Below are 26779 nucleotides of genomic sequence, written 5' to 3' on the forward strand. Positions count from 1 at the left end.
CGCCGTAGGAACCAGCGCCGCCGTGAGCACCAGCGCTGACTCGCCGCCGTCACGGGGCGGCGAGCCGCCGCCAGGGCCTACGACGGGCACCGGCACCCTCAGAACGCGTCGACGTCGACCGCCTCGGCCATCGCGCGATAGCCGGCGTCGTTCGGGTGCAGATGGTCGCCCTCGTCATAGGCGGGCGCTATCCGGCCCCGGTCGGCGGGATCGGCCAACGCGTGGTCCAGGTCCACGATCCCGTCGAACTCACCGGAGGTGCGTATCCAGTCGTTCAGCGCCTCGCGCTTGGTCTCGCCCCGCTCGGTGTAATACGCGGCCCCCTTGAACGGTGTCAGCGTCGCACCTATCACCCGGATGCCCCTGCCGTGCGCCTGACGTATCAACTCCCGCTGGGCGGCTATGAGTTGCCGCACGGACACCGCGGGGGTCGGCCCGCCCGGCGCGCCGCTCCACTCGCTCATACCGATGTCGTTGATGCCTTCCAGAAGGATGACGGTGCCCACGTTCGGCGTGTTGAGCGCGTCCTTCCGGAAGCGGACCACGGCCTTCTCGCCGAACCCGCTGGTGCTGTTGGTCAGTTGGTTGCCGCTGATCCCCTCGTTCAGGACACTGCGCGGGCGGCCCGCGGCGGCGAACCGCTCGGCCAGCCGGTCTGGATAGCGGCGATCGGTGTCGACCGTGGAGCCGTACCCGTCGGTGATGGAGTCCCCGAAGGCCACCACGCCGTCGCGCCGCGCGACCGGCCCACCGCCCGCGACCTCGACACCGGAGAGGTAGTACCAGGACTGCGAGGTCTCGGTGAACGCCGCGGCTCCCACATCGGAGCGGTGGTCACCGGCCGCGCGATAGCTGGTGGCCATCGCCATCGCATGGAAGGTGGCCGGGCCGGTCGGCGCGTCCAGATACAGAGTGACGGTCACCGACTCCAGGGCCCGCACCCGCAACCCCACACCGTCGCTGAGCAGTTCACCGCCCGCCGGTATGGTCGCCGACCGACCGTGCCCGAAAGTCAGCTGCCGCACCGACCCGGCCTGCACCGAAGCCCCCTGCGCGGTCCGCGCGATGGTCGCACCGGCCACCTTGAGCGGCGCCGCGCCGTAGCGGTTCGACAGCTTGATACGGGCCTGCGCACCGCCGGCACTGACCCGGACGACCTGACGCACCGTCTGCCGGGCGAAGCCGTCCTCGGACCAGTTCTTGCCGAACACCCCGGTCGACCGCTGCGGCGCCGCCGCCCAGCCACCGCGCCAATGCCCCTGCGCATACAGCGCGGTGACACCGGCCTGTCCACCGCCGACGCCCGAACCCGCCGCGTATGCCGCCGCGCCCTGCCCACCCGCACCGCCCGGCACCACGGGCAGCACAGGCAGCGCCACCAGCGCCGCCGCCGACACCAGCGCAACGGCCGAACGTCTCACCAGCGAACCAGACATGATCATTACCCCACCCTCTGGCCATGACGATCCCGCCGTACACGGTCTCGTCGTGCGTCACTTCGTCGTGCGATACCTCGTCGTGCGTCACTTCGCCGTGCGTCACTTCGTAGTGCGTCACTTCGTAGTGCGCGATCTCGTCGTACGCGATCTCGTCGTGCGCGATCTCGCCGTGCGCCGTCTCGCCGTGCGTGATCACACCGTCCGCGACCTCGCCATCGGCGATCACGCCGTACGTCGTCCCGCCGTCGACGAGGCCCTTGCCGTGATCGACCCGAGGTCACACGGGCCCCGGGCCGGCCGGGGCGGAGGGACGGCGGCCGACCATCCGGACCGCCCGCCGCACCGGCGTGACACCATCAAGACGTGATCGACCTCGGCTATTCCCTCTCCCGCCGCTTTCCGGATCCGCCGCAGACGGACTACCGGACCGCGGATGTACACACCCTGCGCCACGACCTCTTCTGCGGCGACGTCTATATCGCCGACACCAAGTCCGACCACGAGCTGTCCACGGCCTGGGGCTGGGTGCCGGTACTGGACTTCGCCTGGGCTCTCTGCGACATCGTCGAGCAACTCGACACCGACCCGCGCGGCAGCCGTTCCGCCCGGCCGATCCACGCCGAACTCGACTTCACCGAATCCGCGGACCGGATGCTCTTCGAGCGCCGCTTCGGCTGGGTCGACATCGACGCCGACTGGATGCCCGCCGACGAGGCCCCGCTCACCTTCAACCACGCCGCGCTCCGCCGCGAGGCCCGTGACTTCCTGCACGACCTGATCGCCGACCTCACCGATATGCACGACGGTCTGGCCGACAACCCAGCCATCTGGGAACTCCAGGCCCGCTTCCCCCGCGTCTGACCCGTACGGCCGACGGGCGCGCCCTCCCCCGACACGCCGCCCCTCCTCGCCGCACGCCTCTGACGCCCCGCACGCCCTCCCACGTCGCTCCACCCACCCTGCTCCACCGCTTCGCTCCCCCTGCACCGCCGCCTCACCCCATCCACCCCCCACCCGCTCGCTTCATCCACTCACCCCACCCGCTCACTCCACCCGTACGCCCACCTGTGCCGCGAACGCCGGTGCCAGATCCATCAGTTGGGCCGGACTGATCACCGCGCCCGCCAGGCAGTCGATCCCCCGCGCGATATCCACCGCAGCGGCACCACGCAGATCGACGTCCTTCATCCGGGCCGCGCTGAAATCCACCCGCGCCAGGGTGCAGTCGTCGAACGTCACCCGCTCCAGCTGCGCGCCGCCGAAGTCCGCCTCGACCAGCACGCACCCCTCGAAGGCGACATCCCGCAACTTCGCCTTGCGCAGATTCAGGAAGTCGATCTTCCCGCCGCGCACCACGACCCGCTCCAGCGCCGAACCGTGGAGCTGTATCCCGCCGAGCCGGGCGTCCGACACCTCCACATCGCGCAGCATCGCCTGCGACAGGTCCGTACCGACCCCGCGCACCCCGCTCAGCACGCTGTCGATGATCCGCGCCCGGCTCAGCACCGCCTCGTCCAGCACACACCGCCGCAGCGCGCAGTCCATGAATCTCGCACCCCGCGCCGACTGCCGAGAACAGTCCGTCCCCGCGAACTCCAGCCCGTCGTAGTCCCCTTCGGGCTCCAGCTCCGCGCCGTCGTACGGCTGGAGTTCCGGCAACCGCACCTCCGGCCGCCGCACCGCGCGCACCGTCTCCTTGCCGCGCCCTGCCACGCGATCACCGCCTTCCGTCCCGCACGAACCGATTCCACTGTCCCGAACCGCGATCCCGTTCAGTGGCCCACTCGCGGTTCCGCCCTCGCCCCCTCACGGACCTTCCCTGAACCCTCCCTGCCCCTCCCTGAACCCTCAGCGATCCCTCCGCGAGCGGTTCGCGAGCGGTTGGCGACCAGCCCGCGACCGGTCCGCGGCTACTCGACCCATAGTGACCCACACCACTGACAATCGCCCTGGCCTGCACAAACACCCGATTCGCCAGCCCCATGTCACATCCGCCGCACCCTCATCCGTCCAAGCCCAAGAGCACCCCCGCACGACCGAACACGCCTCACCGCAACCACGGCCACGGCCACAGCCACAGCCACCAAAGGAGGAGCCTCACATGGCCCACCACCGCCTCACCGTCATCGGCGGCGGCTTCGCAGGCCTCACCGCGGCCATCTCCGCCGCCGAGTCCGGCGCCGCCGTCACGCTCTACGAGGCCCACCGCACCCTCGGCGGCCGCGCCCGCACCTCCGACGCCCCGTACCGCACCAACGAGGGCGCGCACGCCCTCTACAACCGCGGCCCGCACTGGCCCTGGCTCAAGAAGCGCGGCCTGCTGCCGCCGCTGGCCCCGCTGCGCCCCCTGGAGGCGACCCGGCTGCGTTTCCTGCACCACGGCAGGCTGCACCGGCTGCCCCCGCTCGGCTTGGTGACGACGCTGCGCCGCCGCCGCACCGCCCCGGTCGACCAGGACTTCCTCAGCTGGGCGAGCAGCCGGGTCGGCGAGCCGACCGCCCGCGCCGCTGCCCATTACGTGGGCGTCTCCACCTTCCACCACGACCCCGGCTCGCTCTCCGCCGCCTTCGTGCAGGAGCGGCTGCGCCGCAACACCAGCCTCCCGCCCGAGGCCCACTACATCGCCGGGGGCTGGGTCACACTCATCGACCGGATGGCACGGTACGCCCGTGAACTGGGCGTACGCATCGAGACCGAGGCCCGCGTCGAGACGCTGCCGGAGGACACCCCGGTCGTCGTCGCCACCCAGCTCGACTCCGCCCGCGCCCTCCTCAAGGACGACCGGCTCCGCTGGAGCAGCGCCCGCGCCGTGCTGCTCGACCTCGCCGTACGGACCCGGCGCGGCGACCCGTTCGTGGTGTCCGGGCTCGACTTCCCCGGCTGGATCGAACGGTTCACCGGCCCCGATCCCGACCTTGCACCGGAGGGCGAACAGCTGATCCAGGGCCATGTCGGCATCGCCCCGGACGAGGCCCGCGCCGCCGGGATCGCCCGCGCGGAACGCCTCCTCGACGCCGGTTTCCCCAACTGGCGCGACCGCATCACCTGGCGCCGCGAGTCGCTGGCCACCGGCCGTACGGGAGCGGTGGACCTCCCCGGCACCACCTGGCGCGACCGCCCGGCGATCGACCGCGGTCACGGCGTCTACCTGGCGGGCGACCAGGTCGCGGCACCCGGCGTGCTCTCCGAGGTCTCGTTCACCAGCGCCCTGGAGGCCGTCACGCTCGCCCTCTCCGGCGGCCCGCGCCCGCACCCCGACACCCCCAGGTCAAGCACCCGTCGCACGGACAAGGCACCCGCCCCCTCAGACGCCCGTCCCACGGAGCAGACACCCGCCCCCTCCGAGACCCGATCCCCGGATCGGACATCGGCCCTCTAGACAGCCGGGCGCCCGGACACCGGGCACCCGGGTGTCCGGACACCCGGACACCCGGACACCCGAACTCCCCTACGCCACCACCGCCAGCCCCCGCTCCGTCTCGTTCAGCCGCCGCCCGCCCGACTCCGTGCACACCACGATGTCCTCGATCCGCACCCCGAACCGCCCCGGCAAATAGATCCCCGGCTCGATCGAGAAGCACATCCCCGGCACCAGCGGGAGGTGCTCGCCCTCCACCATGTAGGGCGGCTCGTGCGTGGTCACCCCGATCCCGTGCCCGGTCCGGTGGATGAAGTACTCCCCGTACCCCGCCGCCTTGATGACCCGCCTGGCCACCCGGTCGATCTCCTGGCAGGCGACACCGGGCCGCACCGCCTCGAACGCCGCCTGCTGCGCCTCCCGCACGATCCCGTGCACCTTGCGCTCCTCGGAACCCGGCTCCCCGACATGCACGGTCCGCGTCGTGTCCGACCCGTACCCGTCCTTCAGCCCCCCGAAGTCGAGTACGACCATGTCGCCGTCCTCGATGATCCGATCCCCCGCCTCATGGTGCGGGTTGGCACCGTTGGGGCCCGACCCCACGACCGTGAAGTCCACCTGGCTGTGCCCGTGCTCCATCAGCAGCCGCGCCAGATCCGCCGCCACATCGGACTCCCGCCGCCCACCGAAGCGCACGCCCAGAATGTCCTCATATGTCGCATCTGCCGCCGCCCCGGCCGCCGCCAACCGCTCCACCTCGTACGCGTCCTTGACGGCCCGCAGCATCGGCACCGCCTCGGTCAGCGCGGCATACCCGCTCCCCGGCACCGCCCGCTGCAGCCCCAGCAGATGCAGCGCCCACATCCCGTCCGCCACCCCGTAACGCCGGTGCGGCGCAAGCCACTTGCCCAGCTCCGCATACGGATCCGCCCCGTCGGACCAGCCCGCCACCTCCAGCGCCCCGGCCCCCGGCGCACGCTCCGCATCCGGCTGCTCCAGCACGGGCACCAGCAGCCGCGCCGCCCGCCCCGGCTCGATCACCAGCGCGGTCAGCCGCTCGGTCACCGCCGGCGGCCGGTACCCGCACAGCCACACCAGATCCGGCCCCGGCGTCACGATCAGCCCGGCCAGCCCGGCCTCCACCGCCGCCAGCCCGGCCCGCTCCATCCGCCGCGCATAGTCGTCCCGCGCCATCGCACTCACCATGCCACCGAACCTACGCCGCCCAGCCCCCACCCGCGCCGTCAAAACCAGTCCCCCAAAGCCCCGTTCACCCCTCCAGCGCCACCCACCGCGCCCCCGCGCACCCCTGAAAGCCCCGAACCGTCCCGGCCCGGGGCCACCGCGTCCGGGCCGTGATCACCCTCCGCCGGTCATCCTTTAGGCCGTCCCGCGCACGGGGCGCATGCGACCGGAGGCTGATGCGGAGATCGGCCAGCGGGTCGACTACGGGCCATGCCCGCCGTGGGTACGGTGGCGTGGAAAGCCGAGCCGCCGCGTGCGGCACCGCAGACAGCACCACGCCGCGCCGACCGGCACGGACAGACACGGAACAGGCACGGAAACAGGCCGAGGTCACCATGGCACCCCCACACCAGTCGTCGCGCCGCAGCCGGGGTGACCTCTTCTTCGTGATCTCCTTCGTGGCGATCGGAGCCCTCATCCTCGGCGGGATGCTGTGGGCGAAGGACCACATGACCGAGCTGAAGAAGTGGAGCGGCGATAGCGCCTGGTACCTCAAGTACGAGGCCGCGTCGTCCGGCGGCGAACCGCAGGCCGCCGCCCTCAGCTTCCGGCACAACCCCGACAGGTCCAAGCCCGGCCACAGGGACGAGCGGCTGGGCTCCACCAAGCTGCCCTGGAGCACGAACGTCGTCGTCAACACCGGCCAAGAGGCCCGCGTGGAGGTCACCCCGAGCGGGAACGGGACCGCCACCTGCCGCATCCTGCTGGACGGCATCCGGGTCGTCGCCTCAGGGAAGTCCCCCGGCCCCGGCAAGCCCGCCGTCTGCCACGTGATCACCAGCAGCACCCCGGAGAAGTGGCCCCACTGACCGAGGGCCCGCCCGCACCCCACCCCGACACCCCACCCCGACCCGTCGCTGCACACGGGCGAGACAGCCGACGGGACAACGGGGCAAAAACAAAGGCAAGGAGGTTACCCACTCCTTGCCACTCTCAACATATAGCGCATGGGGGGCCTTGCGGCAAGGCCCCGGTCGTGCCGCAGAATCACCGGCCGAAGCAAGAGAACCTGCGCACATGGGGGTAGTGGTGATCGACGTCATCGTGGCCGGCGGCGGACCGACCGGTCTGATGCTGGCCTGCGAGTTGCGGCTGCACGGCGTGCACGTGGTCGTGCTGGAGAGGGAGCCGGAGCCGCTCCCGTATGTCCGTGCGCTCGGCATGCACGTACGCAGCATCGAGGTGATGGACCAGCGCGGTCTGCTGGAGCGGTTCCTCGCACACGGCCGGCAGTACCCCGTCGGCGGTTTCTTCGCCGCCATCGACAAGCCGGCGCCCGACGGGCTGAACACCACCCATCCCTACGTCCTCGGCATCCCGCAGACCACCACCGATCGCCTGCTGGCCGAGCGCGCCGTCGAACTCGGCGCCGAGATCCGGCGCGGCTGCGAGCTGGTCGGGCTGAGCCAGGACGAGCACGGGGTGACCGTCGAACTGGCTCCTGGGGGTACCCCCGCCGATGGGGGCGCGGCCGCCGCGGGAGGGGAAGGCACGCAGCTGCGCTCGCGCTATCTCGTCGGCTGCGACGGCGGACGCAGCGCGGTGCGCAAGCTGCTCGGCGTCGGCTTCCCCGGCGAGCCCAGCAGGGTCGAGACGCTGCTGGGCGAGATGGAGCTGACCGCGCCGCCGGAGACGCTGACCGCCGTGATGGCCGAAGTCCGCAAGACCCAGAAGCGGTTCGGCGCCATGCCGTTGGGGGACGGCGTGTACCGCGTCGTCGTGCCCGCCGAGGGGCTGGCCGCTGACCGCTCGGTCCCGCCGACCTTCGAGGAGTTCACCCGGCAGCTGCGGGCGACCGCCGGCACCGACTTCGGCGCGCACGCACCGCGCTGGCTCTCCCGCTTCGGCGACGCCACCCGGCAGGCCGAGCGCTACCGGGTCGACCGGGTGCTGCTGGCCGGCGACGCGGCACACATCCACCCGCCGACCGGCGGGCAGGGGCTCAACCTCGGCGTCCAGGACGCGTTCAACCTCGGTTGGAAACTGGCCGCCGAGGTGGCCGGCTGGGCACCGGACGGACTGCTCGACAGCTACCACACCGAACGGCACCCGGTGGCCGCCGACGTGCTGGTCAACACCCGCGCGCAGATCGAGCTGATGTCCACCGAGCCGGGCCCTCGGGCAGTGCGCCAACTGCTGTCGGAACTGATGGACTTCGACGAGGTGAACCGGTACCTGACCGAGAAGATCACGGCACTCGCGGTCCGCTACGACTTCGGCGAGGGGCATGAACTGCTCGGCCGGCGCATGCGGGACGTGAGCCTGAAGCAGGGCCGCCTCTACGAGCTGATGCACGGCGGCCGCGGACTCCTGCTCGACCAGACCGGCCGGCTCTCGGTGGCGGGCTGGGAAGACCGGATCGACCACGTCAACGACGTCAGCGAGCAACTGGACGTACCCGCGGTGCTGTTGCGGCCCGACGGGCACGTGGCCTGGGCCGGCGAAGACCAGGCGGATCTGCTCAGCCGGATACCGAGGTGGTTCGGCGCGCGGGTCGGCTGACCGCGGCCGCGCCCGCAGCGAACCGTTGCCCCGGCTCTGCCCGCCGGGGCGGACCGGAGCGCCCAGCAGATGCGGCCTCCCGCCCTGCCCCATCGCGCCCCGCCGGGTACATCGGCCTCGACCGGACCGAGGTACCCGGCGTCGTCGTCACCCGGCAGGGGCGGCCACCAGCGTCCGCACGGTCATGGGCTCGGCCGGGACACGGTCCAGGACCTGCCCGGCATGCAGGAAATGGGCGGTGGCGAAGTGCTCCTCCAGAGCCTCCAGGTCAGTCCATTCCTCGACAACCACCATGCGGGCCGGGCGGTTGGGGTCGGCGTAAGGGCTGTACGCGAGACAGCCGGGTTCTTCCAGAGAGGGTTCGATCATCGCCTCCAGGGCGGTACGGAGCCGGTCCTCCCGGCCCGGAGCGGCCAGGCATTCGGCAATGACGACGACGGACATGGGCGGCGATCTCCTTGTCGAGTACGGCGGTCCTTGTGCCGTACGACGGTTGTGGCATACGGCAGTTGTGGCGTACGGGGGCTGGTCTTCCTGGACGAGGGGATGCGCAACCTCTACGCCGACTGGCGCGGCAAGGCCGGTGACGTGGCCGCCTACCTACGCCTCGACGCCGCACGCCACCCGGGCGATCCGCACACCGCTGAGCTGGTCGACGAACTCGCCGCCGCCAGCCCGGTGTTCCAGGAGGTCTGGGCGGAGCACCGCCTCAAGGACAAGACCCATGGGCGCTACGTCTACCGCCACCCCGTGGTGGGCGAACCGGACCTCAGCTTCGAGACCCTCCGCCTGCCGGACGACCCGGACCAGGCCCTGATCGCCCACACCGTGGAGGAAGACTCCCCCTCACACACCGCACTGCGGCTGCTGACCGCCTGGTCCGAGGAAGGCGCACCGGTCGGCTGACGGGCCACCCCCGAGCGCCGCCGACCCGAAACCGCGAGCGTCCACGTCCCTTCGCACGGCGAGGTCGCCGACATGACCGTGCACGCTCACCGCACTGCCATCGCTGCCAGCACTGCCAGCCCTGCCATCGCAGAAAGTAAATTACGTGGTGTCAAGGCACGGGGGCGACAACACCATCGCCCCCAACGAGGCGACTTGGCAGCAGGCGAAAAGAGTCAGCCCGTCGGCTGCTGAATCCACCCCTGCTTCGCCATCGCATCGCATACGATCGCAGGCGACTTCTCCGTCCCGTGCTGCACCTTCAGGTCCTTCATGCAGTCGGCATATGGGAGGGGCCCGCTGGTAACGGTCGCAGAGGCCGTGTGGGCAGCCACGACCGTGAACACGCCACTCATGGCAATGCCTGTGGCCACGGCCATACCGGAACTCATTCGACGCACAGTTGTGTTCCCTTCTTCCTACCGAGGCACGGCTGCCTCGGTATACCTCAGCCCGTTCAACGACCCACCACACAATGAGAAACGTAAAACGTGAAGCGCCTCTGCACCGCCCGCCAGCATCCCCACCATTACCATCACCGTCACCATTACCGTTACCGTCACCGTCTCCGTCTCCGTCTCCGTCACCGGGCGATTCCTCACCCCCCTACAACAAGCGCGTAAGAGGTGACCGTCGCCGGACGGTTTGAGGACACGGGGCCGACTGACACACGTCCCTGGTCGGAACCGGCGGCCTCAAGGGCAAGCGCGGTCCGGCCGGGCTTCAGGGCGAGCCGTGCCCCAGGGGGCGCATGACGAGCAGGGCGCCCCGGGGGCCGACGGCCGGGTGCGATCCGTCAACACCAGCCGGCCGCCGAGGCCACTGCCGCCACCGATCCCCGGTGCGCCGCCCGGTGCCGCCTGCGGTCGGGAAGGTTGCTGGAGGGCGTCGGCGACCCAATTGTCGCGCATATAAAGGAACCTGGACGGTGCGCTGTGAGCCCCTACCCGGTTCCCACCGGCAAAGGCCCGGTCCGGATTCACCGACCGCCGCTGGTTCCGGGATGGAACGATCTGCTCAGCGCCCAGATGATCAGGAGGTCGAGCGTCATCACGATGATCGACCACACGGGGTAGTACGGAACGAACATGAACTGGGTGACCAGGCTGATTGCCGCCACCGGTATACCGGCCGCGCGCGCCCAGCTCTTTTCGAGCAAAATCCCCACGCCTGCCACGACGAGCGCCACTCCGACCACAAGGTGAATCCAACCCCAAGCGGTGAGATCGAACCGGTAGTCGTACCGAGGCGAGGAGAACACGGTGTCGCGGGTGATGCCGGTTACGCCCTGAAGAATGCTGAGCGGCCCGCTCAGCATCAGCGTCGTTCCCGCGAACAGGGACTCGCCGGAGATCAATTCGCTGCTGTAGGGACTCCCCTGCCGCCCCTTATTGGGCACCGTTGCCATGGCCGCCGCCTTTCTGTCCAGCGCGGCCACCGACGCACACAGCTCGTGCGAGGCGAGCCACGCTCCCCTGACAGCGTCACCTCAATTCTTCGGTGCCGCGACTGCAACCCGCCACCCGGACACCGCGGACGCCTACCCCGCTGCTCGCCCCCGGGTCGTGGCTGGAGCACGCTCTTCACAGGCTCCCTGAATCCCGTCTCGGACAGGAACCACGACGTCCCCGCTGCCATCCCGTCCGCCGTCGCCCCATACGCCAGTGGAGTGGGACTGGCCCCCGGTGCCCAGGTGGAGCACGCCACTGTATGAACGACCTGGACCCCAGGGCCTCCAAGGCCGTGACCGGTTCCGGAAGCGGCGGATGCCGCGTGCCCCGGGCTCACCGCCCGCGTTGATGGTGCGCCACAGATGCCAGAAGCCCCAGGCCACGACCGGCCCGGGGCTTCTTACCTGCTCAAACACAGAGCCCCCGGTCGGATGCGAACCGACGACCTTCGCTTCACAAGCCCGGGAGCGATCATGGCAAGGGGGTTCACCACCTGCCGCCTCAAGTCAATAGGTGCACGTCAGCGGCTTGCGGCGGCATCTTGACCACCGCCCTCCGTCACCCCATCCGGCGCCCTCCGGGCACGCGATGGGCACGCAATGGGCATGTATCCACCCCCGCTGACCTGCGATTTTGAGGACCCGGGAGGATACGAACCTTCCCGGGTGATGCGTGCCCGCAGGACGCCGAAGGGCCGCGCGGCAAAGGCCGCGCGGCCCTTCTGGTTGCGTGTACACGTGGCCGGCTAGACGTCGTAATCCTGGTCAAACCTGTCCCGCGCCTCTTGGGCCTCGCGCTCAGCCTGATCCTGGGCGGCGTCCTTGGCTTGTGAGGCCCGCTCGGAAGCCTCGTCCTGGGCGCCCCCGCGCTTCGCTTTTTCCTGGTCCGCGAGATTCTGGGCCTTGTCCTTGAACTGGTCCCTGGCACCCATGGGCGGGATCCCTTCTCGTATGCGCTCGTGGTCCCAGGTTGCTGGAGGCCAAGTCGGCCCGCACGTTGAACCCGCAACGGGGCGACAGCACCGCCCCCATACGAAGATGCCCCCGGACTCTCTCCGGGGGCACGCCCACCGCCGTTCGCGAAGCCGTCTCCGCGCTGGAAGCCATCCGGCGCCTGTGGGGCGAGCTGCTCGTCGCGATCTGTTCGCCCCGCCCGCACCTACTGCACGAGGCACGGCGCACCGTCCGGGCCGCCGAGGCCCGCCTGCTGCGCACCCTCGGCCTCGACCGGCGCAACACCCCGATACCCGACCGTCCGTGCCCCTGGTGCGGGAGTGAACTCACCCTGCACACCGGACCGGATCAGGGGCCGAGATACACCTGGTGTTGCCGATCTTCCGGTCTCGGCGGAATCGCGTGGAACGGGCCCCAATCGATGTCGGCCGCACTCTCGACCCGCACGCCGTCGAAGAAGACCACACCGCCGGTTACCCCCGCGCCGTCGAAGGTGACCTCGCCGCCGGCAAACCCCGCGCGGTCGAAGAAGACCACGCCACCGCCAAACCCCGCGCCGCGGAACGAGACCGTGCCGGCGGTGAACTCCGCACCACGGAAGGACACCTCGCCTCTGGTGAACCCCGCGTTGTCGAAGGTGACCTCGCCGCCGGCAAACCCCGCGCGGTCGAAGAAGACCACGTCACCGCCAAACCCTGCGCGGCGGAACGACACCGTGCCAGCGGTGAACTCCGCGCCACGGAAGGAGACCTCGCCTCTGGTGAACCCCGCGCCATGGAAGGTGACCTCGCCACCGGCGAACCGTGCATCCGCGAAGGAGACCTCGCCAGCGAACCCCACGCCGTCGAAGGAGACCACACCGCCGGTGAACCCCACGCCACGGAAAGAGACCACACCGCCTTTGACCCCCGCCCCAAGGAAGGAGACCTCGCCGTGGGTGAACTCCGCCCCAAGGAAGGAGACCTCGCCGTGGGTGAACTCCGCGCCATGGAAGGTGACCAAGCCGCCGACGAAGCCCGCGCCATGGAAGGTGACCTCGCCGCCGGCGAACTGCGTGGTGCGGAAAGAGACCGTGCCGCCCGTGAACTTTGCGTCGCCAAAGGCGACCGTGCCGCCTCCGAACCACGCACCAGAGAACGAGACCATGCCACCGGCGAACTCCGCGCCGCCGAACGAGACCGTGCCGCCTCCGAACCACGCACCAGAGAACGAGACCGTGCCGCCGGCGAACCCCACGGCGCGGAACGAGACGAAGGTGCCGTAGAACCGTGCACCCGCGAAGGAGACCGTGCCTCCGGTGAACCGCGCCCCGTAGAAGTCTCCGCCGTCGAAGGTGGCTCCGCTGAAGTCCAGGCTGAGCCCGCACCACGTCGTCGGTGCCATGGGGTTCTGGAGGTGGTCTCGGATGATCCGGATGATGGTGAGCCGAACTTCCTGCTCGCCTGGCTTGTAGCCGGTTGCAGTGGGTTTGGTCTTGTAGGGCATGCGCAGGTAGGCGCACAGCACGTCGATGCACACCTGCCGCTGCTCCGGCCAGTCATCCGCCAGCCTCGCCATCGCATACACGCCGGCGAGCCGAACGGCGGCCTGCTCGTGCCCCATCTGCTCCGCTGCGGTGGAGTATCGGTCGGCGAGTTGGCTCGCGTCCGCCCGGTGTGAGTCGCCCTCCGCGAGGAGTTGTTTGCGGTAGGCGTAGACGCCGGTGAGGACGGCGCCGATGAGAGTGAGAACCGTGACGGTGGCCTTGATGACGTTGTTGACGTCGACCGGCTTCCCCGTCCGATTCTCCGCGGTGAGCAGCGTGTCCATGCCTTGGTAGAGGCCGAAGGCGAGCGCTCCCACGACGGTGAGGGCGATGGGGGCGACGATCCACACAGACCTCAGGTGTGGTGTGTGGCGTCCTCGTGGCTGCGGGCGCTCAGAGGAGTTGTGCATGGTGTCGAGCATGGACCAAACAGCCTTGGCCTTGCGGCGAGTTCGTTGAGTCCGTGGTCGGGCGGACTCTGGGGCTGGTCCAGGACGACACCCCGCCGGACCCGGCCGCGCTGACGCAGCAGCTCGCCACCGAGCAGCAGCGCGCGAAACAGCAAGTTCGTTGAGGGCCGGTGACCGACGGTCGTTGACTGAACACCGAGACGACGTGCAACCAACCGCGGAGGGCCATGAGCAGCCCGAACCGGTACAGCGAAAGCCCTGTGGAACACAAGACAACGGGCTGCCCAGGCTGCGACTCAGCGGATCACGAACAGGCCGTACAGGGCCGCGAGAACGAGCGACGAGAGGCGCAGTCGCCATCCATCAGCCTGGTCATGGCAGCGGCCCTTGCCCTCCTCGTCATCCTCGGACTCTGGGCCGGCGCGGTGGCGCTCCTGTCGCACATCGCGGACGTCTGGAAGTAAAGCGCCGGCGGGGCTCCACGATGGGGTTACCCCCACTCCTGAGCGGTGGCTCGCCGGATGGGCAACGGCATCCGCGTGCAGCCATCGTGTCGTAACGGGTTTTCCGCTCACCGGGCAGCGACCGAACAGAACGTGCGGTGCCGAGCCGGCTGCCCTGTCAGACGTTCCGGAAGGCCACTTGAACGATCACGGAGGGGGAGCGGTGGAGAGTCCCATGGAGCAGGCACTCGCGCGCCGCACGCTGCTGGGCGGAGCGGCGGCAGTCGGCGCGGGAATCACGTGGGGAGCTGCGGACAAGGCCGTCGCCAGCGGGTGGGGACGGCCAGTGGAGCAAAGAGCGGTGGACGCCGAGGTGGCACGCCTGGAGCGTGGGCTGATCGAGCTGCGGCGGGACATTCATCGGCACCCCGAGGCGCCGGGGCAGGAGCAGCGTACTGCCGGTGTGGTGGCCCGAGAGCTGCGGGCGGCCGGGCTGACCGTCACCACAGGGGTGGGCGGCCACGGCGTCGTCGGCGTCCTGCGGGGCTCGCGTCCAGGCCGCACCGTCGCGTACCGGGCGGACATGGACGCGGTGCCGCCCAAAGACATCGTCGGAGGGGGCCCGGCGGCAGCCCACGTCTGCGGGCATGACATCCACACCGCGGTGGCTCTAGGCATCGCGCAGGTCCTGGCGCGGCTGCGGCAGCAACTGAGCGGAACAGTGGTGTTCCTCTTTCAGCCTGCCGAGGAGACCCTGTCCGGCGCCCGGGCGATCATCGACGCGGGCGTGCTGGAGCGCACCTGCGTGGAGGAGATCCACGCGCTGCACTGCGGGCCGTTCCCCGTCGGCCGGTTCGCCGTCACCGGGGGCTACGGGTTGCCGGGCCAGAACAAGGCAGAGGTGACTCTCTCAGGGCCGGACGCGCCCGATGCCGCCCGGCGACTGGCCGTCGAGATCGGCGCGCTCGCCACGGTGCCACTGCCACAGACGCCCGCGGACCTGGAGCGGTTGGTCGCCGAGGCCCGAACGCCCAACGGGCCGCTGGCCCGCTTCGTGGCTGTCCGGGCCAGACCGCAGGAGGCCAAGGTGAGCGTTTCCTACCGCTGTTGGCCGCAGGAGCGGTACGTGGAGGTACGTGCGGACGTCCGCCGACTGGCCACGTCATACGCGGGGGCCAAGGTCGGCTTTCCCTCCGAGCCGTTCCCCGCCATGGTCTGCCCGGAGCGAGACGCCCGCGTGCTCGCCCACCACCTGCGCCGCACACTCGGTCGGGGCGCGGTTACTGAACTCCGTGCAGCCTTCCCTCCCTTCAGCGGCGAGGACTTCGCCCTTTACCTGGACCAAGTCCCCGGCACGTTCACCTTCCTCGGCGTCCGTGCCCCCGGTGCACCCATCACAGCCAGCTATCCGCACTACCCCGACTTCGCCCCGGACGAGCGCGCCATCGGCGTCGGCATACGGGCAATGGCAGGCTGGATCGCGGGGCGGACCGACAGGACGCAGGACCTGCCCGCAGGGTCCGGCGACCAGGGGCTCTCCGGCAGGTCCTCACCGGAGCCATAGCCGGATCGCGGCGCGGGTGACCGCGCCCTGGACGACGTACGCTCTCTTGCCGCACTTGTCGTAACTGCCTCCGGGCGTCACGCCAGCCCGGCAGGAATTGCGAGCGCCCCGGTCGGGTCTCTCCCGACGGAGTCACCTTGGGGTGTTTCCCCAGTTCACAGGCCGAGTGCGGAGCGCCAAACGGCGGCGTCACAGCGCGGGTACGGCGGTGCACCGGAGGATGGTGGTGTCATGGCGCGGGTCCCGGCCAGGCGCGGCACTGCCGGTATCGGCCCAAAGGGTCGATGACCCCGCGCAGGTACTCCGCCGCTGTAGTGCAAACGACTCCGGAGAGCGCGGCCCCGTAGGGCATTTGTCCAGGTCACACGGCCAATCGCGGTCGGTCTCGCCTCGCTTGGCCGCAAATAGGCCGTGCCTGGTTGATGGCCGTACCGCACCCGGACGCTGTTCCCCGTGGTTCCCTGCCCGATCCGGCTCGCTTGTGGCACGGAGGTTCCCGCTCGCGGTCGTTGCTGCAGCCGCAGGGACCAGCGTCTGGCGCTGGCCCCTAGCAAGGTGTTCGGTCAGTTACCCGTAGCAACGGGTATACCGGCGGTGGTTTCGGTAGTAGGTGTGACAGACCCTGCTGGGCCTGCGGAATCCGAATATGGCGAAGACGGCCATGATGCCCTCCCCGAGGGTTGAGATCGTCTACCTTCATCAGGCTAGCGCGCCGACCATGTCACAAAACACCCGATTTGCCCTTATTTTACCCGTACTTGATGGGCTGTCCTGGTCGCCAAACCATTGGCCCCCGCGTGGACCGACCTGCGCATTCTCGCCGTCATTGCTGCGCGTCCTTGTTGATGTCAGCCCCACCCTGTCCGACCCCGGCTGCCGACAGGCACCCATGGCAGCCCTTCGCCTCGGCCACTCACGGCCGGCACTCGCCGACAAGATCGCCATCCCGGAGCCGGAGCGCCCCCGCCGGAGGCTTCATCTCCATCTGTCGTCGGCGTCGTCGGCCCGGCCTGGTCCTCGCCCCCTTGTGGGCGCGGGCGGCGTCCGGCGCGGGCCGGCCGGGGCGAAGACAGGAGGCAAGGCGCGCGCCGGACGACGGCCGGCGCCGCCGCGCTGTGCGCGGCACCCTGACCCCTAGGTTCAGACTGCTTGCAGTCCTCGGGAGGCTGGTCACCGCGAGCGCAGCGAGCGGCTTGAACCCGTAGGGAAGGTTGTTACTCAGTAAGGCGTGGGGGCTTTCGGCCGTGGCGTGAACTTCTCGGCGCAGGCAGGGAGTTCAACCGCCTTGCGGTGGGCCAGGCCGAGGAAGAGCACGGGTCGGGCGGTCCACTCGATGCGGGTGTCTCGATGGCTGATGTCGATGGCGTAGGGCGTGGTGAGGTGCAGCGCAAGCGCATCGGCGGTGAGCTGTACCAGGACACGACCAGGACCGGGAAGATCCGCCCCGTCTTGCTGCCCCTGATCTGCCTGGCCGCGCTCCGCCGGCACCGCCTCCGCCAGACCCACGAGGCAGAGAAGCGGAGCACCAAGCTCGACCCGGCCGGGCTCGTCTTCACCACCCGCTCCGGCCGCCCGGTCGAGCCGCGGAACCCGAACCGCTCCTTCTCCCGGCTCACGGCCGCAGCCGGCCTTCGCCCCATCCGTCTGCACGACGCCCGGCACGGCTGCGCCACCCTGCTCACGGCGGCCGGCGTGCCTCCTCACGTCCTGATGGAGATCCTCGGCCACAGCCAGATCAGCATGACCATGGACGTGTGCACGCACGTGGCTCAGGAGACCCAACGGGAGGCGATCAGCCACATGGACCGGTTGCTGAAACGGCGGGTCCACCGCGACGAGGACGGGACGGGAACTGACCGCCCCCGTTGATGTCAGCCACGGATGTCAAAAGCCCCAGGCCACGACTGGCCCGGGGCTTTTCCCCTGGTCAAACCCAGAGCCCCCTGTCGGATTCGAACCGACGACCTTCGCTTTACAAGTGGGGTCGAATCCATGATCGAGGGTGCTCGGTCCTGCCGGGTGGTGCTGTTCTTGCAGGTCAGCGCCATCCGGCCTGATGCTGGGTTCGGCTTTCAGCGCCTCGTGTTCCGCCGTCCGCTCACGCATCGCTCACGCAGGAAAGGGTTTCGACGCAGCGGGATTTTCCACTGGTCAGGGCGTTGGCCTCGGTTGCTCTGGGACGGTTCCACAGGGCTCTGGGAGAAAATATTCTCCCAGAGCCCTCCCAGGAGGCGTGGGCGAGTGTCGTTCGTCGCGGCTCAGCCCGCCGGAGTGTGGCGTCGAACGAGCGAAGTCGATTCGCTTGCCATCGGGGTCGTACGGGGATCTCTCGCGACTTCTGCGGTCACCCAGACGGCACCCGCGCCAGGGCCGCCCGCACGGTGTCTGCCAGGTCGCCGACGTGGACACTGAGGTCACGGAGGTGCCTGGCAATATCCGGCACCGGCAGATCGACGCGACGGGCGATTCGGACGAGTTGGGCGAGCGGCATCGGCGGGTCCACCGGCTTCGGTATCGGATCCTCACTGGCGGTCAACAGGCGCAGCGCGTCGCGGTGGGTGAGATTCGGTGGAAGGTCTTCGCGGGATACGCGCAGACCGTAGGAGCGCAGCCGGGCCGCCAGTTCCCTCGGGCGCCGGCCCAGGTCCCGGGCAGCCAGGACAAGGACGAAGAATGGGATCTCGTCGTCCGGACTGAGCCAAAACCACCAGGGGCATTCCCGTTCGTCAAATTCATCCGAGCCGATCCGCAACAGGTCGTCGTATCGGAACAGCTCACGGTCGAGCTCGGTCGCGCGCTGCGGCAGGACCATGCCCGTTCTCACGCGGTAGGCGGCAAGTCGGTTAGTCAGCGCACGCAGACTGAGCCCCAGGTTCTCTGCCACCTCGATGAGTTGGTGGAAGTCCGGCACACGGTCCGTCCGGAAGGGCGACCAGTCGACATCCCAGTTGCCAGCGAGCAGCTCGAAGTCGTCGGGCGACTCCCGGCATGCCGCCCGCGGCGGCAGCGTGAAGCCGAGGTGCTCGTACTCAGCCCGTACGTCCTCAGCGGGCAGATCCAACCAGCCCTGGGTGGCAACTAGTTGCCAGGGAGGAAGTGGTCCGTCGGCACTCACCCACGGCCACTTCCCGTTGTGGTCCCGGCTAAGCCAATTGACATACGCCTGGTCCGGGCGCTCCGGGAAATCGAACGGTTCCACTTTGAGGCCGTAGCGTTCGAGGCGACGCCGCACTTTCTCCGGGCTCAGCCCTGTCCGAAGGGCGGCCTGAGCCACGTGGCCGGGCGGCACGGGCTCGTCGCACCATTTTCCCTTGTGTTCGGCGATCTCGCCGTCCCGATGGAGAAGCTGCAGATCCACCTCGTCAGGTCCGCCGTCCGGGAGCTCATCCGGCACGACCGCGATGCCGTAAGACCGCAGCCGGGCCGCCGCCTGGGCCGCGTTCACCCCGAGCGCCTCGCCAATCTCCAGCAGATCATGGATCGTCGCGCATGAGCGGTGACGTTCGTACGGTTTGTTGAGCCAGGTCATGTTGGACACATCCCACTCAGCAGAACGGGAGGAGCCGGGGACGGTCACGTCGGCGACCCCGAAGAGCCGTCGTCGCTCCGCTGGGCCGGCCGGATCGCAGCCGAGCCGCCGGGCGACGCCGAAGACGTCCGCTGGCCTGGTGTGCCCGAATCCGCCGCGTTTCCCGGTGAGCAACTCCAGATCTGACGGCCGGGCCCTGACCACCTGGCGCGGCTCGGCCAGCTCCGGTACAAGCTCCGCCAGCTCACGCGCCAAATCGGTGTCTTCGTGGGCGAGCATCCGCCAGAGCAGGATGTGGTCCGGGATCGAGAATGTCGAGTCCGTTGATTGTTCCGAGCGGCGCTTCGACGTCAGCAGATTGTTGAGAAGCATCCGGTCGAGCGGGAAGCAGCCAGCCTTGGCGGGAACCGTCGGCAGCCCGCGGGCACCGAACCCGCCCCCTGCTTCGAACGCCGCCTCCGCGACTAGGTCCGCGGTTCGTGGGCTGCTGTCGGCGACCTCCTGCATCCACTCCAGAGTGAGGAACTTCGCCCCACTCGCCACCAGGGCGGGCGCCGCTGCCGTCAGTAGCCCCTCGACCCGGTCCGACACGTCAGTCAGCACCGTGAGGCGGTCGGTACTTAGGATTCCTAGCAAAATGAGGTTTTCAGGCGTCGCCAGCAGATGATGCTGCAGCCGAGGATGAGGAAAGCTTCGTGGAGGTCTTCCCTGATCTCCCAGCGGATGCGCAGGCGCCGGAACCAGTGCAGGAGGGCGAAGGCTGCTTCGGCGACCCATCGGTGGATGCCCAGACCGGAGCCGTGCTGGGTGCCGCGGCGGGCGATGAGGGGGCGGATGCCCACCTCGCGCAGTTCGCGGCGGTAGGTGTCGGAGTCGTAGGCGCGGTCGGCGAACAGAGCGCCGGGGCGCTTTCGGGGGCGCCCCCGCTTGCCTTTGACGGCCGGTATGGCGTGGACCAGCGGCATGAGCTGGGTGACGTCGTGGCGGTTTCCGCCTGTGAGCGTGGCCGCCAGCGGGATGCCGTGCGCTTCGGTGATCACGTGGTGCTTGCTGCCTGCCTTTCCCCGATCCACCGGTGAGGGCCCGGTCTTCGCGCCGCCCTTCATCGCCCGCAGATGGGAGCCGTCGACCGCGGCCCGGGAGAAGTCCAGCAGCCCGGCCGCACGTAGCTCGGCCAGCAGCAGCTCATGAAGAGCCTGCCACACCCCGGCCTGATGCCAGTCGCGCAGCCTGCGCCAGCACGTGCTGCCCGAGCCGTATCCCAGCTCCTGGGGCAGGAACTCCCAAGGGATGCCGGTGTACAGCACGAACAGGATCCCGCTCAGCACCCGCCGGTCATCGAGCCGTTTGCGACCCGGATACCTCACGCGGCGCTCAATCACCGGCAGCAGCCCGGCAATCCGCTCCCACAACCCGTCCTCGACTTCCCACGGCCTCCGCTGCACCATGCCCAACGCCCCCACCACAACACCAGACAGAGGCACAACACCGGCTGACGGCCTGTCATTCCAAGGCAGTACAGCTCATTTTGCTAGGAGTCCTTAGCTGCCGCGGGGCGTGGTCTCCGCTCAGGTTCACCACGACACCCCGGGGACCCGACAGCACTCCGACCCGCCGCTGTGGCTCGATCTGGAGACCGTCCACCAACAGCATGCCTCCGTGCTCGCACCAGATCACCTTCGTGCCCGCCGGGCTGTCCTTCCATTCCACCAGGTCACCGCTGGCCCGGCCGTCCAATGGCTGGAAACCCCCCGCGGCCCACACCTTTCGCCGCCCACCATGCTCCACGGTCGTGCGGAACTCGGCGATGCTCAGCACCCCGGCCAGAGCGTCTAGGCCCGACCAGGAGCGGCGCCTCTCCCGCAGGTAGAGCCGTACCCGAGTGCCGGGCAGGCTGCCCCGTTCCGGCTTCTCGACGATCCGGAACAGGTGGTTCGGCCCGAGGATGTGCGCCTCCACCAGAGGACCGGGCACACCGTCCAACCCCATCCTGCAGGACGTCACCCGGATCTCGTCCGCGAGCATGAAGTAGGACAGGACCCCGATCCCGAACCGGCTGTTGGGGTGGAGCCGCACCGGGGGCTCTACCCGCTCCCACTCCGCCTGCTCCAGCAGGAAATCGGGCTGCTCGGCGAAGCGGGCGCCGGCGTGCGAGAACACACCGCGCAGCTCCGCCTCGCCCATACCGATCCCGTTGTCCACGCACTCCAGGTACTCGCGGCCGTCCTCGTCCACCCCCTGCACGAAGTCGATCTGGCCCTCGTACGGATGGAAGGGGCGACCTGACCGCTGCAGGAACTGCGTCCTGGCACGCCGGTAGCGGCACGCGTCGAGGGCGTTCTGGTACAGCTCGCGCACGGCCAGGCCGCGGTCCTTGTAGAGCTGGGTGCCGGTCAGCAGGCCGCGCACCCGGCGGTCGTCCAGCCGGAACCGCGCACCACTGGTGAACGTTCCCTCCGCCGGGACCACGCCGTCTGCGGAGATGCGCGTTGGCAGCGGCGGCATCGGCTGAGTGATCCGGTCGGGCACGGTGCGCCCGACCGCGAGGAGCAGCCCGTCCAGCCGCTCGGTGTGCTCGCGCAGTGCCTCCACCACGGCCTCGTGCTCGCAGACCGCTTTGAGGACCGGTAGCTCCGGCGAGCCGCCCCATGCCATCCCGGCCAAGGTACGCCGTACCCCGCCCAGCTCGACGGCGTTCGGGACTCCTGTGTGCTCGACCACCGTGTCCGGCAGAACTGCGAGTTCGATCGCGGCGCCGTACGCGACTGCCAGCAGCAGGCTCGCCCGCTGCTCCCGGATCCGCTGTCGGCCGGGCCCGGGCAGGAGCTCGTCCGCCTCCACCTGGCCCAAGTACTCGGAGTTGCAGACGTCGGAGCCGAGCCGCAGACCGGCGAGGATCCTGGCCAACCGTCGTGGGCTCAACACCTCGGTCAGTGGGCCACTCTCCGCGGCGAGCTCGGCCGTCAAGTCGGCGAGCCGGTCTGTCCCCTTCTCCTCCTGAGCAACCCAGCGGCGGTACAGCCACCATCCGATCACTGGCGCGGCCTCCGGCCGCAGTTCGGCCCGGTTCACCAGCAGGTCGTGGCTGGCCAGGAAGGACTGGTACCCAGCACGCCTCCCGACAGCTCCCGGCCGCGGTCGCAGGTCGGTTGGGTCAACCTCCAGGCGGGAGGCCAGCAGCAGGAGTTGGTGGGCCTGGTACAGGTACGGCAGCAGGACGAGCACCCCGACCTCTGCCGGATAGAGGTCGAGCGCCCCGTCGGGCTCACCGAGCAGCCACTCCACCCGGTCCGCGAACCGCGCCACAAACCCAGGGTCGGCCCACGGGTCACCAGCCATCCGCTGCTCGGCGGTGTGTCGGAACGTGGCCAGCCGTCCCGCTAGCCGTGCCGCGTGCTGCCGGTGGGCTTCGACGTCGCGCGGGGCCGCGTATGCCCAGACGCCCGACTCCAACACGGCGCGGACCCACGGCTCCCTAGGCGCAGCGGCTGGCTCGGCAGGGGCCTGCACCGTTACCGAGGCCGCCTGGATCACCGGCCCCTCTATTGACCCGCCACTGATGGTGTTCGTGAGCCCGTGCCGATCCATCCGCTGCCCTCCCCGGTCGCGACGTGGAAACAGCTTAGGAGACCGATACGCGACCCTCCGGATATCCGCGACCAAGGTCCGCCAATATCCGGCCGACCGGCTGCCCGCTCAGGGGTCGGGCAGAATCTCGGAGTAGCGCCGCAGCGTTCAGGATCTAGCAGCGGACTCTCAGAAGGGGCGGCAGAGCGCAATCAGTCGCGACGAGGGCAACATCCGGCTCCACCTCAAACCGAGGATCGGGCACATCCGGCTTGACCGTCTCCGCGTCAGCCACCTTTCGGAGATGTTCGAGGCCATCGCCGAGGCCAACGTCGAGATCACCGAGGGAAACGCCGCCCGCCACAGGGCGATTGAGGATCTTGCCGGGATTCCCTGGAAGGGGCGCGAACACCGCGCCCGCCGCAAGGTGTTGAAGGCCGCCATCGCCGAGATGGAGCCTTTCCGCCGCATCGTCACTCCGGCCACGCGCCAGCGCATCCGCTCCACACTGCGGGCCGCGCTGAATGCCGCGATTGCCCAGCAGTTGATCACCTTCAATCCGGCTGCCCACGTCGAGTTGGAGGCGGGCAAGCGCCCCAAGGCGCTGGTGTGGACCGAAGAGCGGATCCTCCACTGGAAGCGCACCGGCGAGAAGCCCTCACCGGTGATGGTCTGGACGCCGGAGCACACCGGTCTCTTCCTCGACCACGTCGCGGAGGACCGCCTCTACGCGCTGTGGCACCTGATCACCTTCCGCGGGCTACGGCGAGGCGAGGCGTGCGGGCAGAGGTGGACCGACACGCACCTCGCCGACGGCCGCCTCACCGTCGCCAAGCAACTCGTGGTGAGCGGCTGGGAGGTGTACGAGGACGATCCCAAGACCGACGCGGGCGCGCGAACCATCGCGCTCGACTCGGACACAGGCCGAGCCCTCAGGCGGCACCGCGTCCAGCAGGACAAGGACCGCGAGGAGTGGGGCAGCGCGTGGGTGGAGACCGGACGCGTCTTCACCAGGGAGAACGGCGAGATGCTCCACCCCGCCAACGTCACCCGCCGCTTCATCGAGCTGTGCGAGGAGATCGGCCTCCCGCCGATCCGGCTCCACGACCTGCGCCACGGGGCGGCGACCCTCGCCCACGCGGCCGGCGCCGACCTGAAGGACATCCAGGAGATGCTCGGCCACTCCTCGATCGCCATCACGGCGGACACGTACACGAGCCTGCTGCCGGAGACCGACCGGGCGATCGCCGAGGCCGCCGCCCGCCTCATCCCTCGCGCACGCCTAACGGAACAGGCCACCGAGACCTAGAACAACCTCGAAGCGGACGAGGAATCCGGGGCCAAGGCCATGACGGACAGTGCCGGGAAATCCGCAGCCGAGCCCGGCCCTGGTGCCCCATCCGCTCACGCACCGCGCACGCAAACGGCCCCGGACGAGGAGTCCGGGGCCGAGTAAGACGCCTCCCCGGGGGAGAAACCCCAGGTCAGCGGCTTGATGCACAGAGCCCCCTGTCGGATTCGAACCGACGACCTTCGCTTTACAAGAGCGGTGCTCTGGCCAGCTGAGCTAAGGAGGCGTACCGGGAGAAGTGTACCCAGGCCGACCGGATGCCGGTTGCCTTATTTCGTGAGTGCGGGGCTACTGACACCGGGCACCGGCCCGGGTAGCGTCGCGTGCAGTCTCAGTGCTGTGGACTACACCACTCTCCGGTGTGCGTCCCGGTGATGGGCGACAACACTCCTTTACTCGGATCGTCCGGCACGTTCCTGCCGGTGAAGGGACACACATCATGGCTACGGTCACGTACGACCAGGCGACCCGGATCTACCCGGGTTCCGACAAGCCCGCCGTCGACAAGCTCGACATCGCCATCGAGGACGGCGAGTTCCTCGTTCTCGTAGGGCCCTCCGGATGCGGCAAGTCCACCTCGCTGCGGATGCTCGCGGGGCTGGAGGACGTCGACGAGGGGGCCATCCGCATCGGAGACCGGGATGTCACGCATCTGCCTCCGAAGGACCGGGACATCGCCATGGTGTTCCAGAACTACGCGCTCTACCCGCACATGACGGTCGCCGACAACATGGGCTTCGCGCTCAAGATCGCCGGTGTGCCGAAGGCCGAGATCCGGCAGAAGGTCGAGGACGCGGCCAAGATCCTGGACCTGACGGAGTACCTGGGGCGCAAGCCGAAGGCGCTGTCCGGCGGTCAGCGGCAGCGGGTGGCGATGGGCCGGGCGATCGTCCGTGAGCCGCAGGTGTTCCTGATGGACGAGCCGCTGTCCAACCTGGACGCCAAGCTGCGGGTGCAGACCCGCACCCAGATCGCCGGGCTCCAACGGCGGCTGGGCATCACGACCGTCTACGTCACCCACGACCAGGTCGAGGCCATGACCATGGGCGACCGGGTCGCCGTCCTCAAGGACGGGCTGCTCCAGCAGGTCGACTCGCCCCGGAACATGTACGACCGCCCCGCGAACCTCTTCGTGGCGGGCTTCATCGGCTCGCCGGCCATGAACCTCGTCGAGGTGCCGATCACCGACGGCGGCGTGAAGTTCGGCAACAGCGTCGTCCCGGTCAGCCGTGACGCGCTGGCCGCGGCGTCGGCGAAGGGCGACACGACGGTGACGGTCGGCGTACGGCCGGAGCACTTCGAGATCGTCGAGCAGAACGGCGCCGCCGCGCAGTCGCTGTCCAAGGAGGCCGCGGACGCGCCGGCCGGACTGGCGGTGACGGTCAATGTCGTCGAGGAGCTGGGCGCCGACGGATATGTGTACGGGACGACCGAGGTCGGCGGGTCGGTGAAGGACCTTGTCGTACGGGTCAACGGCCGCCAAGTCCCGCAGAAGGGCGCCCAGTTGCACGTCGTGCCGCAGCCGGGCGAGACGCATGTCTTCTCCACGTCGTCGGGCGAGCGGCTGAGCGAATGAGCGGACGGGCGGACAGGGCGGGGCAGGGACCGGTTTACTGCTGTGTTGCCTGACTGACTTCTGTGGTTGATCACTGCGGTGGTTCCCCTGAGGTGGTTGATCACTGCTGTGGTTGATCACTGCGGTGGTTCCGGACTGCCGTGGTGGCCGACCGCTGTGGTTCCCCCGCGGCGGCGGTCGGACCGGGGCGGTGACTGCGGTGGGTCCATCAGGACCAGTGCCGGGGTTTACCGCGCCGGCGGTGTGGGGTAATGCGCACCCCGCACCGCCGGCGCGGTGCCTCCGGGGCCTTGCCCGGCCCGGATCCGCGGCCCTGGAGCGGGGTCCCGGCACGCCGTCGCGGAGGTGCAACAGGCGCCCCGGAAAACGCTTTTCGTACCAGTGCGTCAACCCAACAACCGCACCGACGAGCCATTCCGTCCCCCGATAAGGTGACCAAATGTCGCCAAATCATCACTCCTCGCTACCATCACCTCCGTGAACTCCGCAGCCCGCCGTATCGGCCGAACTCTCGCCCTTGTCCTCCCCGTCGTCCTCGTCCTCTCCGGGACTCTCGCGGTCACCCGCGTCCCCTGGGCGTCGACGACCACCGGATCGCAGATGCTGACCGCGTCCTCCGGGAAGGTCTCCACTCAGGCCGGCCCCCGCGCCGCCCAGGACGTGCTCCGCGACCGCCTCCTCATCGAACTCCAGGAGAAGGATCCGGGCGTCGCCCTGACCGACCTCCAGGAGGCCACCACCGCGCGGCCCTCGCTGGCCAAGCACTGCGCCTCCATCGCCCGTGCCCTCGGCCGCGCCGCGGTCGCCAAGTACGGTGCCGCGCACCGCGCCCAGGCGTTCTCCCGCCCGGTCTGCGACACCTCCTTCGCCTCCGGCGTCGCCGCCGCCCAGTGACCTTCCCTCGCACCGCATAAGGTGCGA

The 26779-nt window shown here is 69.6% G+C and carries 20 protein-coding genes, 1 tRNA gene and 1 pseudogene; 11 read left to right on the forward strand and 11 right to left on the reverse strand.

The window, feature by feature from the left end; genetic code table 11:
* Window positions 1-98: 98 nt before the first annotated feature.
* Window positions 99-1442 (reverse strand): SGNH/GDSL hydrolase family protein, encoded by a 1344-nt coding sequence (locus GR130_RS36065; RefSeq protein WP_159508594.1) that lies wholly within the window; start codon window positions 1440-1442, stop codon window positions 99-101.
* Here GR130_RS36065 and GR130_RS36070 point away from each other — a divergent pair.
* Together GR130_RS36070 and GR130_RS36075 are read left to right on the forward strand one after the other, a co-directional pair.
* Window positions 1435-1806, forward strand: a complete 372-nt coding sequence (locus GR130_RS36070) for a hypothetical protein (protein WP_159508595.1) — start codon at window positions 1435-1437, stop codon at window positions 1804-1806. The genes GR130_RS36065 and GR130_RS36070 overlap by 8 nt on opposite strands.
* Window positions 1803-2300 carry a hypothetical protein gene (locus GR130_RS36075; RefSeq protein ID WP_159508596.1) on the forward strand — a complete coding sequence of 166 codons (498 nt, stop codon included), beginning with the start codon at window positions 1803-1805 and terminating at the stop codon, window positions 2298-2300. Before GR130_RS36070 ends, GR130_RS36075 begins: the two co-directional genes overlap by 4 nt.
* A 183-nt stretch (window positions 2301-2483) precedes the next feature.
* Here the strand turns inward: GR130_RS36075 and GR130_RS36080 are convergent, their stop codons facing one another.
* Window positions 2484-3128 carry a pentapeptide repeat-containing protein gene (locus GR130_RS36080; RefSeq protein WP_159510444.1) on the reverse strand — a complete coding sequence of 215 codons (645 nt, stop codon included), beginning with the start codon at window positions 3126-3128 and terminating at the stop codon, window positions 2484-2486.
* A 412-nt stretch (window positions 3129-3540) separates the two neighbouring features.
* Between GR130_RS36080 and GR130_RS36085 the strand changes: the two genes are divergently transcribed.
* Window positions 3541-4818: an NAD(P)-binding protein gene (locus GR130_RS36085; protein WP_159508597.1), complete on the forward strand. Its 1278-nt coding sequence runs from the start codon at window positions 3541-3543 to the stop codon at window positions 4816-4818.
* A gap of 69 nt (window positions 4819-4887) precedes the next feature.
* On the opposite strand, the gene GR130_RS36090 is transcribed toward GR130_RS36085, so the two are convergent.
* Window positions 4888-5991 carry an aminopeptidase P family protein gene (locus GR130_RS36090; protein WP_159510445.1) on the reverse strand — a complete coding sequence of 368 codons (1104 nt, stop codon included), beginning with the start codon at window positions 5989-5991 and terminating at the stop codon, window positions 4888-4890.
* A gap of 386 nt (window positions 5992-6377) precedes the next feature.
* On the opposite strand from GR130_RS36090, the gene GR130_RS36095 reads away from it, so the two are divergent.
* Together GR130_RS36095 and rox are read left to right on the forward strand one after the other, a co-directional pair.
* Window positions 6378-6851 carry a hypothetical protein gene (locus GR130_RS36095; protein ID WP_159508598.1) on the forward strand — a complete coding sequence of 158 codons (474 nt, stop codon included), beginning with the start codon at window positions 6378-6380 and terminating at the stop codon, window positions 6849-6851.
* 220 nt (window positions 6852-7071) lie between these two features.
* Window positions 7072-8544: a rifampin monooxygenase gene (rox, locus tag GR130_RS36100; protein ID WP_159510446.1), complete on the forward strand. Its 1473-nt coding sequence runs from the start codon at window positions 7072-7074 to the stop codon at window positions 8542-8544.
* 147 nt (window positions 8545-8691) lie between these two features.
* On the opposite strand, the gene GR130_RS36105 is transcribed toward rox, so the two are convergent.
* Entirely contained in the window at window positions 8692-8988 is a 297-nt protein-coding gene (locus GR130_RS36105; RefSeq protein WP_159508599.1) for a putative quinol monooxygenase, read from the reverse strand.
* 51 nt (window positions 8989-9039) lie between these two features.
* Between GR130_RS36105 and GR130_RS36110 the strand changes: the two genes are divergently transcribed.
* Window positions 9040-9450 (forward strand): MmyB family transcriptional regulator, encoded by a 411-nt coding sequence (locus tag GR130_RS36110; protein ID WP_236573818.1) that lies wholly within the window; start codon window positions 9040-9042, stop codon window positions 9448-9450.
* A gap of 1018 nt (window positions 9451-10468) precedes the next feature.
* On the opposite strand, the gene GR130_RS36115 is transcribed toward GR130_RS36110, so the two are convergent.
* The 3 genes from GR130_RS36115 to GR130_RS40100 all read right to left on the reverse strand — a co-directional run bounded on the left by GR130_RS36115 (window position 10469) and on the right by GR130_RS40100 (window position 13828).
* Entirely contained in the window at window positions 10469-10927 is a 459-nt protein-coding gene (locus GR130_RS36115; RefSeq protein WP_236573819.1) for a DUF7144 family membrane protein, read from the reverse strand.
* A 758-nt stretch (window positions 10928-11685) separates the two neighbouring features.
* The gene (locus GR130_RS36120) at window positions 11686-11871 is read right to left on the reverse strand and encodes a hypothetical protein (protein WP_159508600.1); all 186 of its coding nucleotides are present in this window, start codon (window positions 11869-11871) and stop codon (window positions 11686-11688) included.
* A 370-nt stretch (window positions 11872-12241) separates the two neighbouring features.
* Window positions 12242-13828 carry a pentapeptide repeat-containing protein gene (locus GR130_RS40100; RefSeq protein ID WP_236573820.1) on the reverse strand — a complete coding sequence of 529 codons (1587 nt, stop codon included), beginning with the start codon at window positions 13826-13828 and terminating at the stop codon, window positions 12242-12244.
* A gap of 678 nt (window positions 13829-14506) precedes the next feature.
* Here GR130_RS40100 and GR130_RS36130 point away from each other — a divergent pair.
* Window positions 14507-15835, forward strand: a complete 1329-nt coding sequence (locus GR130_RS36130; RefSeq protein WP_159508601.1) for a M20 metallopeptidase family protein — start codon at window positions 14507-14509, stop codon at window positions 15833-15835.
* A gap of 1347 nt (window positions 15836-17182) precedes the next feature.
* Window positions 17183-17704, forward strand: coding sequence for a tyrosine-type recombinase/integrase (locus tag GR130_RS36135; protein WP_159508602.1), 522 nt, complete (start codon window positions 17183-17185; stop codon window positions 17702-17704).
* A gap of 475 nt (window positions 17705-18179) precedes the next feature.
* Here GR130_RS36135 and GR130_RS36140 read toward each other — a convergent pair whose 3' ends face one another.
* Genes GR130_RS36140 through GR130_RS36150 form a run of 3 tightly spaced genes read right to left on the reverse strand, consistent with a single transcriptional unit; the run spans window position 18180 to window position 22952 of the window.
* Window positions 18180-19967, reverse strand: a complete 1788-nt coding sequence (locus tag GR130_RS36140; protein ID WP_159508603.1) for a wHTH domain-containing protein — start codon at window positions 19965-19967, stop codon at window positions 18180-18182.
* A 26-nt stretch (window positions 19968-19993) separates the two neighbouring features.
* Window positions 19994-20812: an IS5 family transposase gene (locus tag GR130_RS36145; protein ID WP_159504155.1), complete on the reverse strand. Its 819-nt coding sequence runs from the start codon at window positions 20810-20812 to the stop codon at window positions 19994-19996.
* A gap of 55 nt (window positions 20813-20867) precedes the next feature.
* A complete protein-coding gene (locus tag GR130_RS36150; RefSeq protein ID WP_443043726.1) occupies window positions 20868-22952 on the reverse strand; it encodes an HD domain-containing protein in 2085 nt (694 codons plus the stop codon).
* A gap of 169 nt (window positions 22953-23121) precedes the next feature.
* On the opposite strand from GR130_RS36150, the pseudogene GR130_RS36155 reads away from it, so the two are divergent.
* Window positions 23122-24223: pseudogene (locus GR130_RS36155) on the forward strand (site-specific integrase); the annotation flags it as partial.
* A gap of 211 nt (window positions 24224-24434) precedes the next feature.
* On the opposite strand, the gene GR130_RS36160 reads toward GR130_RS36155, so the two are convergent.
* Window positions 24435-24508, reverse strand: a tRNA-Thr gene (locus GR130_RS36160).
* Between the two features lie 213 nt (window positions 24509-24721).
* Here GR130_RS36160 and GR130_RS36165 point away from each other — a divergent pair.
* Window positions 24722-25858 (forward strand): ABC transporter ATP-binding protein, encoded by a 1137-nt coding sequence (locus GR130_RS36165; protein WP_159508605.1) that lies wholly within the window; start codon window positions 24722-24724, stop codon window positions 25856-25858.
* A 477-nt stretch (window positions 25859-26335) separates the two neighbouring features.
* Window positions 26336-26752, forward strand: coding sequence for a hypothetical protein (locus tag GR130_RS36170; RefSeq protein WP_159508606.1), 417 nt, complete (start codon window positions 26336-26338; stop codon window positions 26750-26752).
* The last annotated feature ends 27 nt before the right edge of the window (window positions 26753-26779 follow it).

The organism is Streptomyces sp. GS7, from assembly GCF_009834125.1.
Lineage (GTDB): Bacteria > Actinomycetota > Actinomycetes > Streptomycetales > Streptomycetaceae > Streptomyces.

Excerpts from the sequence above, each read along its gene's own strand:
- GR130_RS36105 (WP_159508599.1), bottom strand. The coding sequence starts at position 8,988 with ATGTCCGTCGTCGTCATTGCCGAATGCCTGGCCGCTCCGGGCCGGGAG.
- GR130_RS36145 (WP_159504155.1), bottom strand. The coding sequence starts at position 20,812 with ATGGTGCAGCGGAGGCCGTGGGAAGTCGAGGACGGGTTGTGGGAGCGG.
- GR130_RS36130 (WP_159508601.1), top strand. The coding sequence starts at position 14,507 with ATGGAGCAGGCACTCGCGCGCCGCACGCTGCTGGGCGGAGCGGCGGCA.
- GR130_RS36065 (WP_159508594.1), bottom strand. The coding sequence starts at position 1,442 with ATGATCATGTCTGGTTCGCTGGTGAGACGTTCGGCCGTTGCGCTGGTG.
- GR130_RS36120 (WP_159508600.1), bottom strand. The coding sequence starts at position 11,871 with ATGGGTGCCAGGGACCAGTTCAAGGACAAGGCCCAGAATCTCGCGGAC.
- GR130_RS36165 (WP_159508605.1), top strand. The coding sequence starts at position 24,722 with ATGGCTACGGTCACGTACGACCAGGCGACCCGGATCTACCCGGGTTCC.
- GR130_RS36070 (WP_159508595.1), top strand. The coding sequence starts at position 1,435 with ATGATCATTACCCCACCCTCTGGCCATGACGATCCCGCCGTACACGGT.
- GR130_RS36150 (WP_443043726.1), bottom strand. The coding sequence starts at position 22,952 with ATGGATCGGCACGGGCTCACGAACACCATCAGTGGCGGGTCAATAGAG.
- GR130_RS40100 (WP_236573820.1), bottom strand. The coding sequence starts at position 13,828 with ATGCACAACTCCTCTGAGCGCCCGCAGCCACGAGGACGCCACACACCA.
- GR130_RS36090 (WP_159510445.1), bottom strand. The coding sequence starts at position 5,991 with ATGGCGCGGGACGACTATGCGCGGCGGATGGAGCGGGCCGGGCTGGCG.
- GR130_RS36095 (WP_159508598.1), top strand. The coding sequence starts at position 6,378 with ATGGCACCCCCACACCAGTCGTCGCGCCGCAGCCGGGGTGACCTCTTC.
- GR130_RS36085 (WP_159508597.1), top strand. The coding sequence starts at position 3,541 with ATGGCCCACCACCGCCTCACCGTCATCGGCGGCGGCTTCGCAGGCCTC.
- GR130_RS36135 (WP_159508602.1), top strand. The coding sequence starts at position 17,183 with ATGGCTGATGTCGATGGCGTAGGGCGTGGTGAGGTGCAGCGCAAGCGC.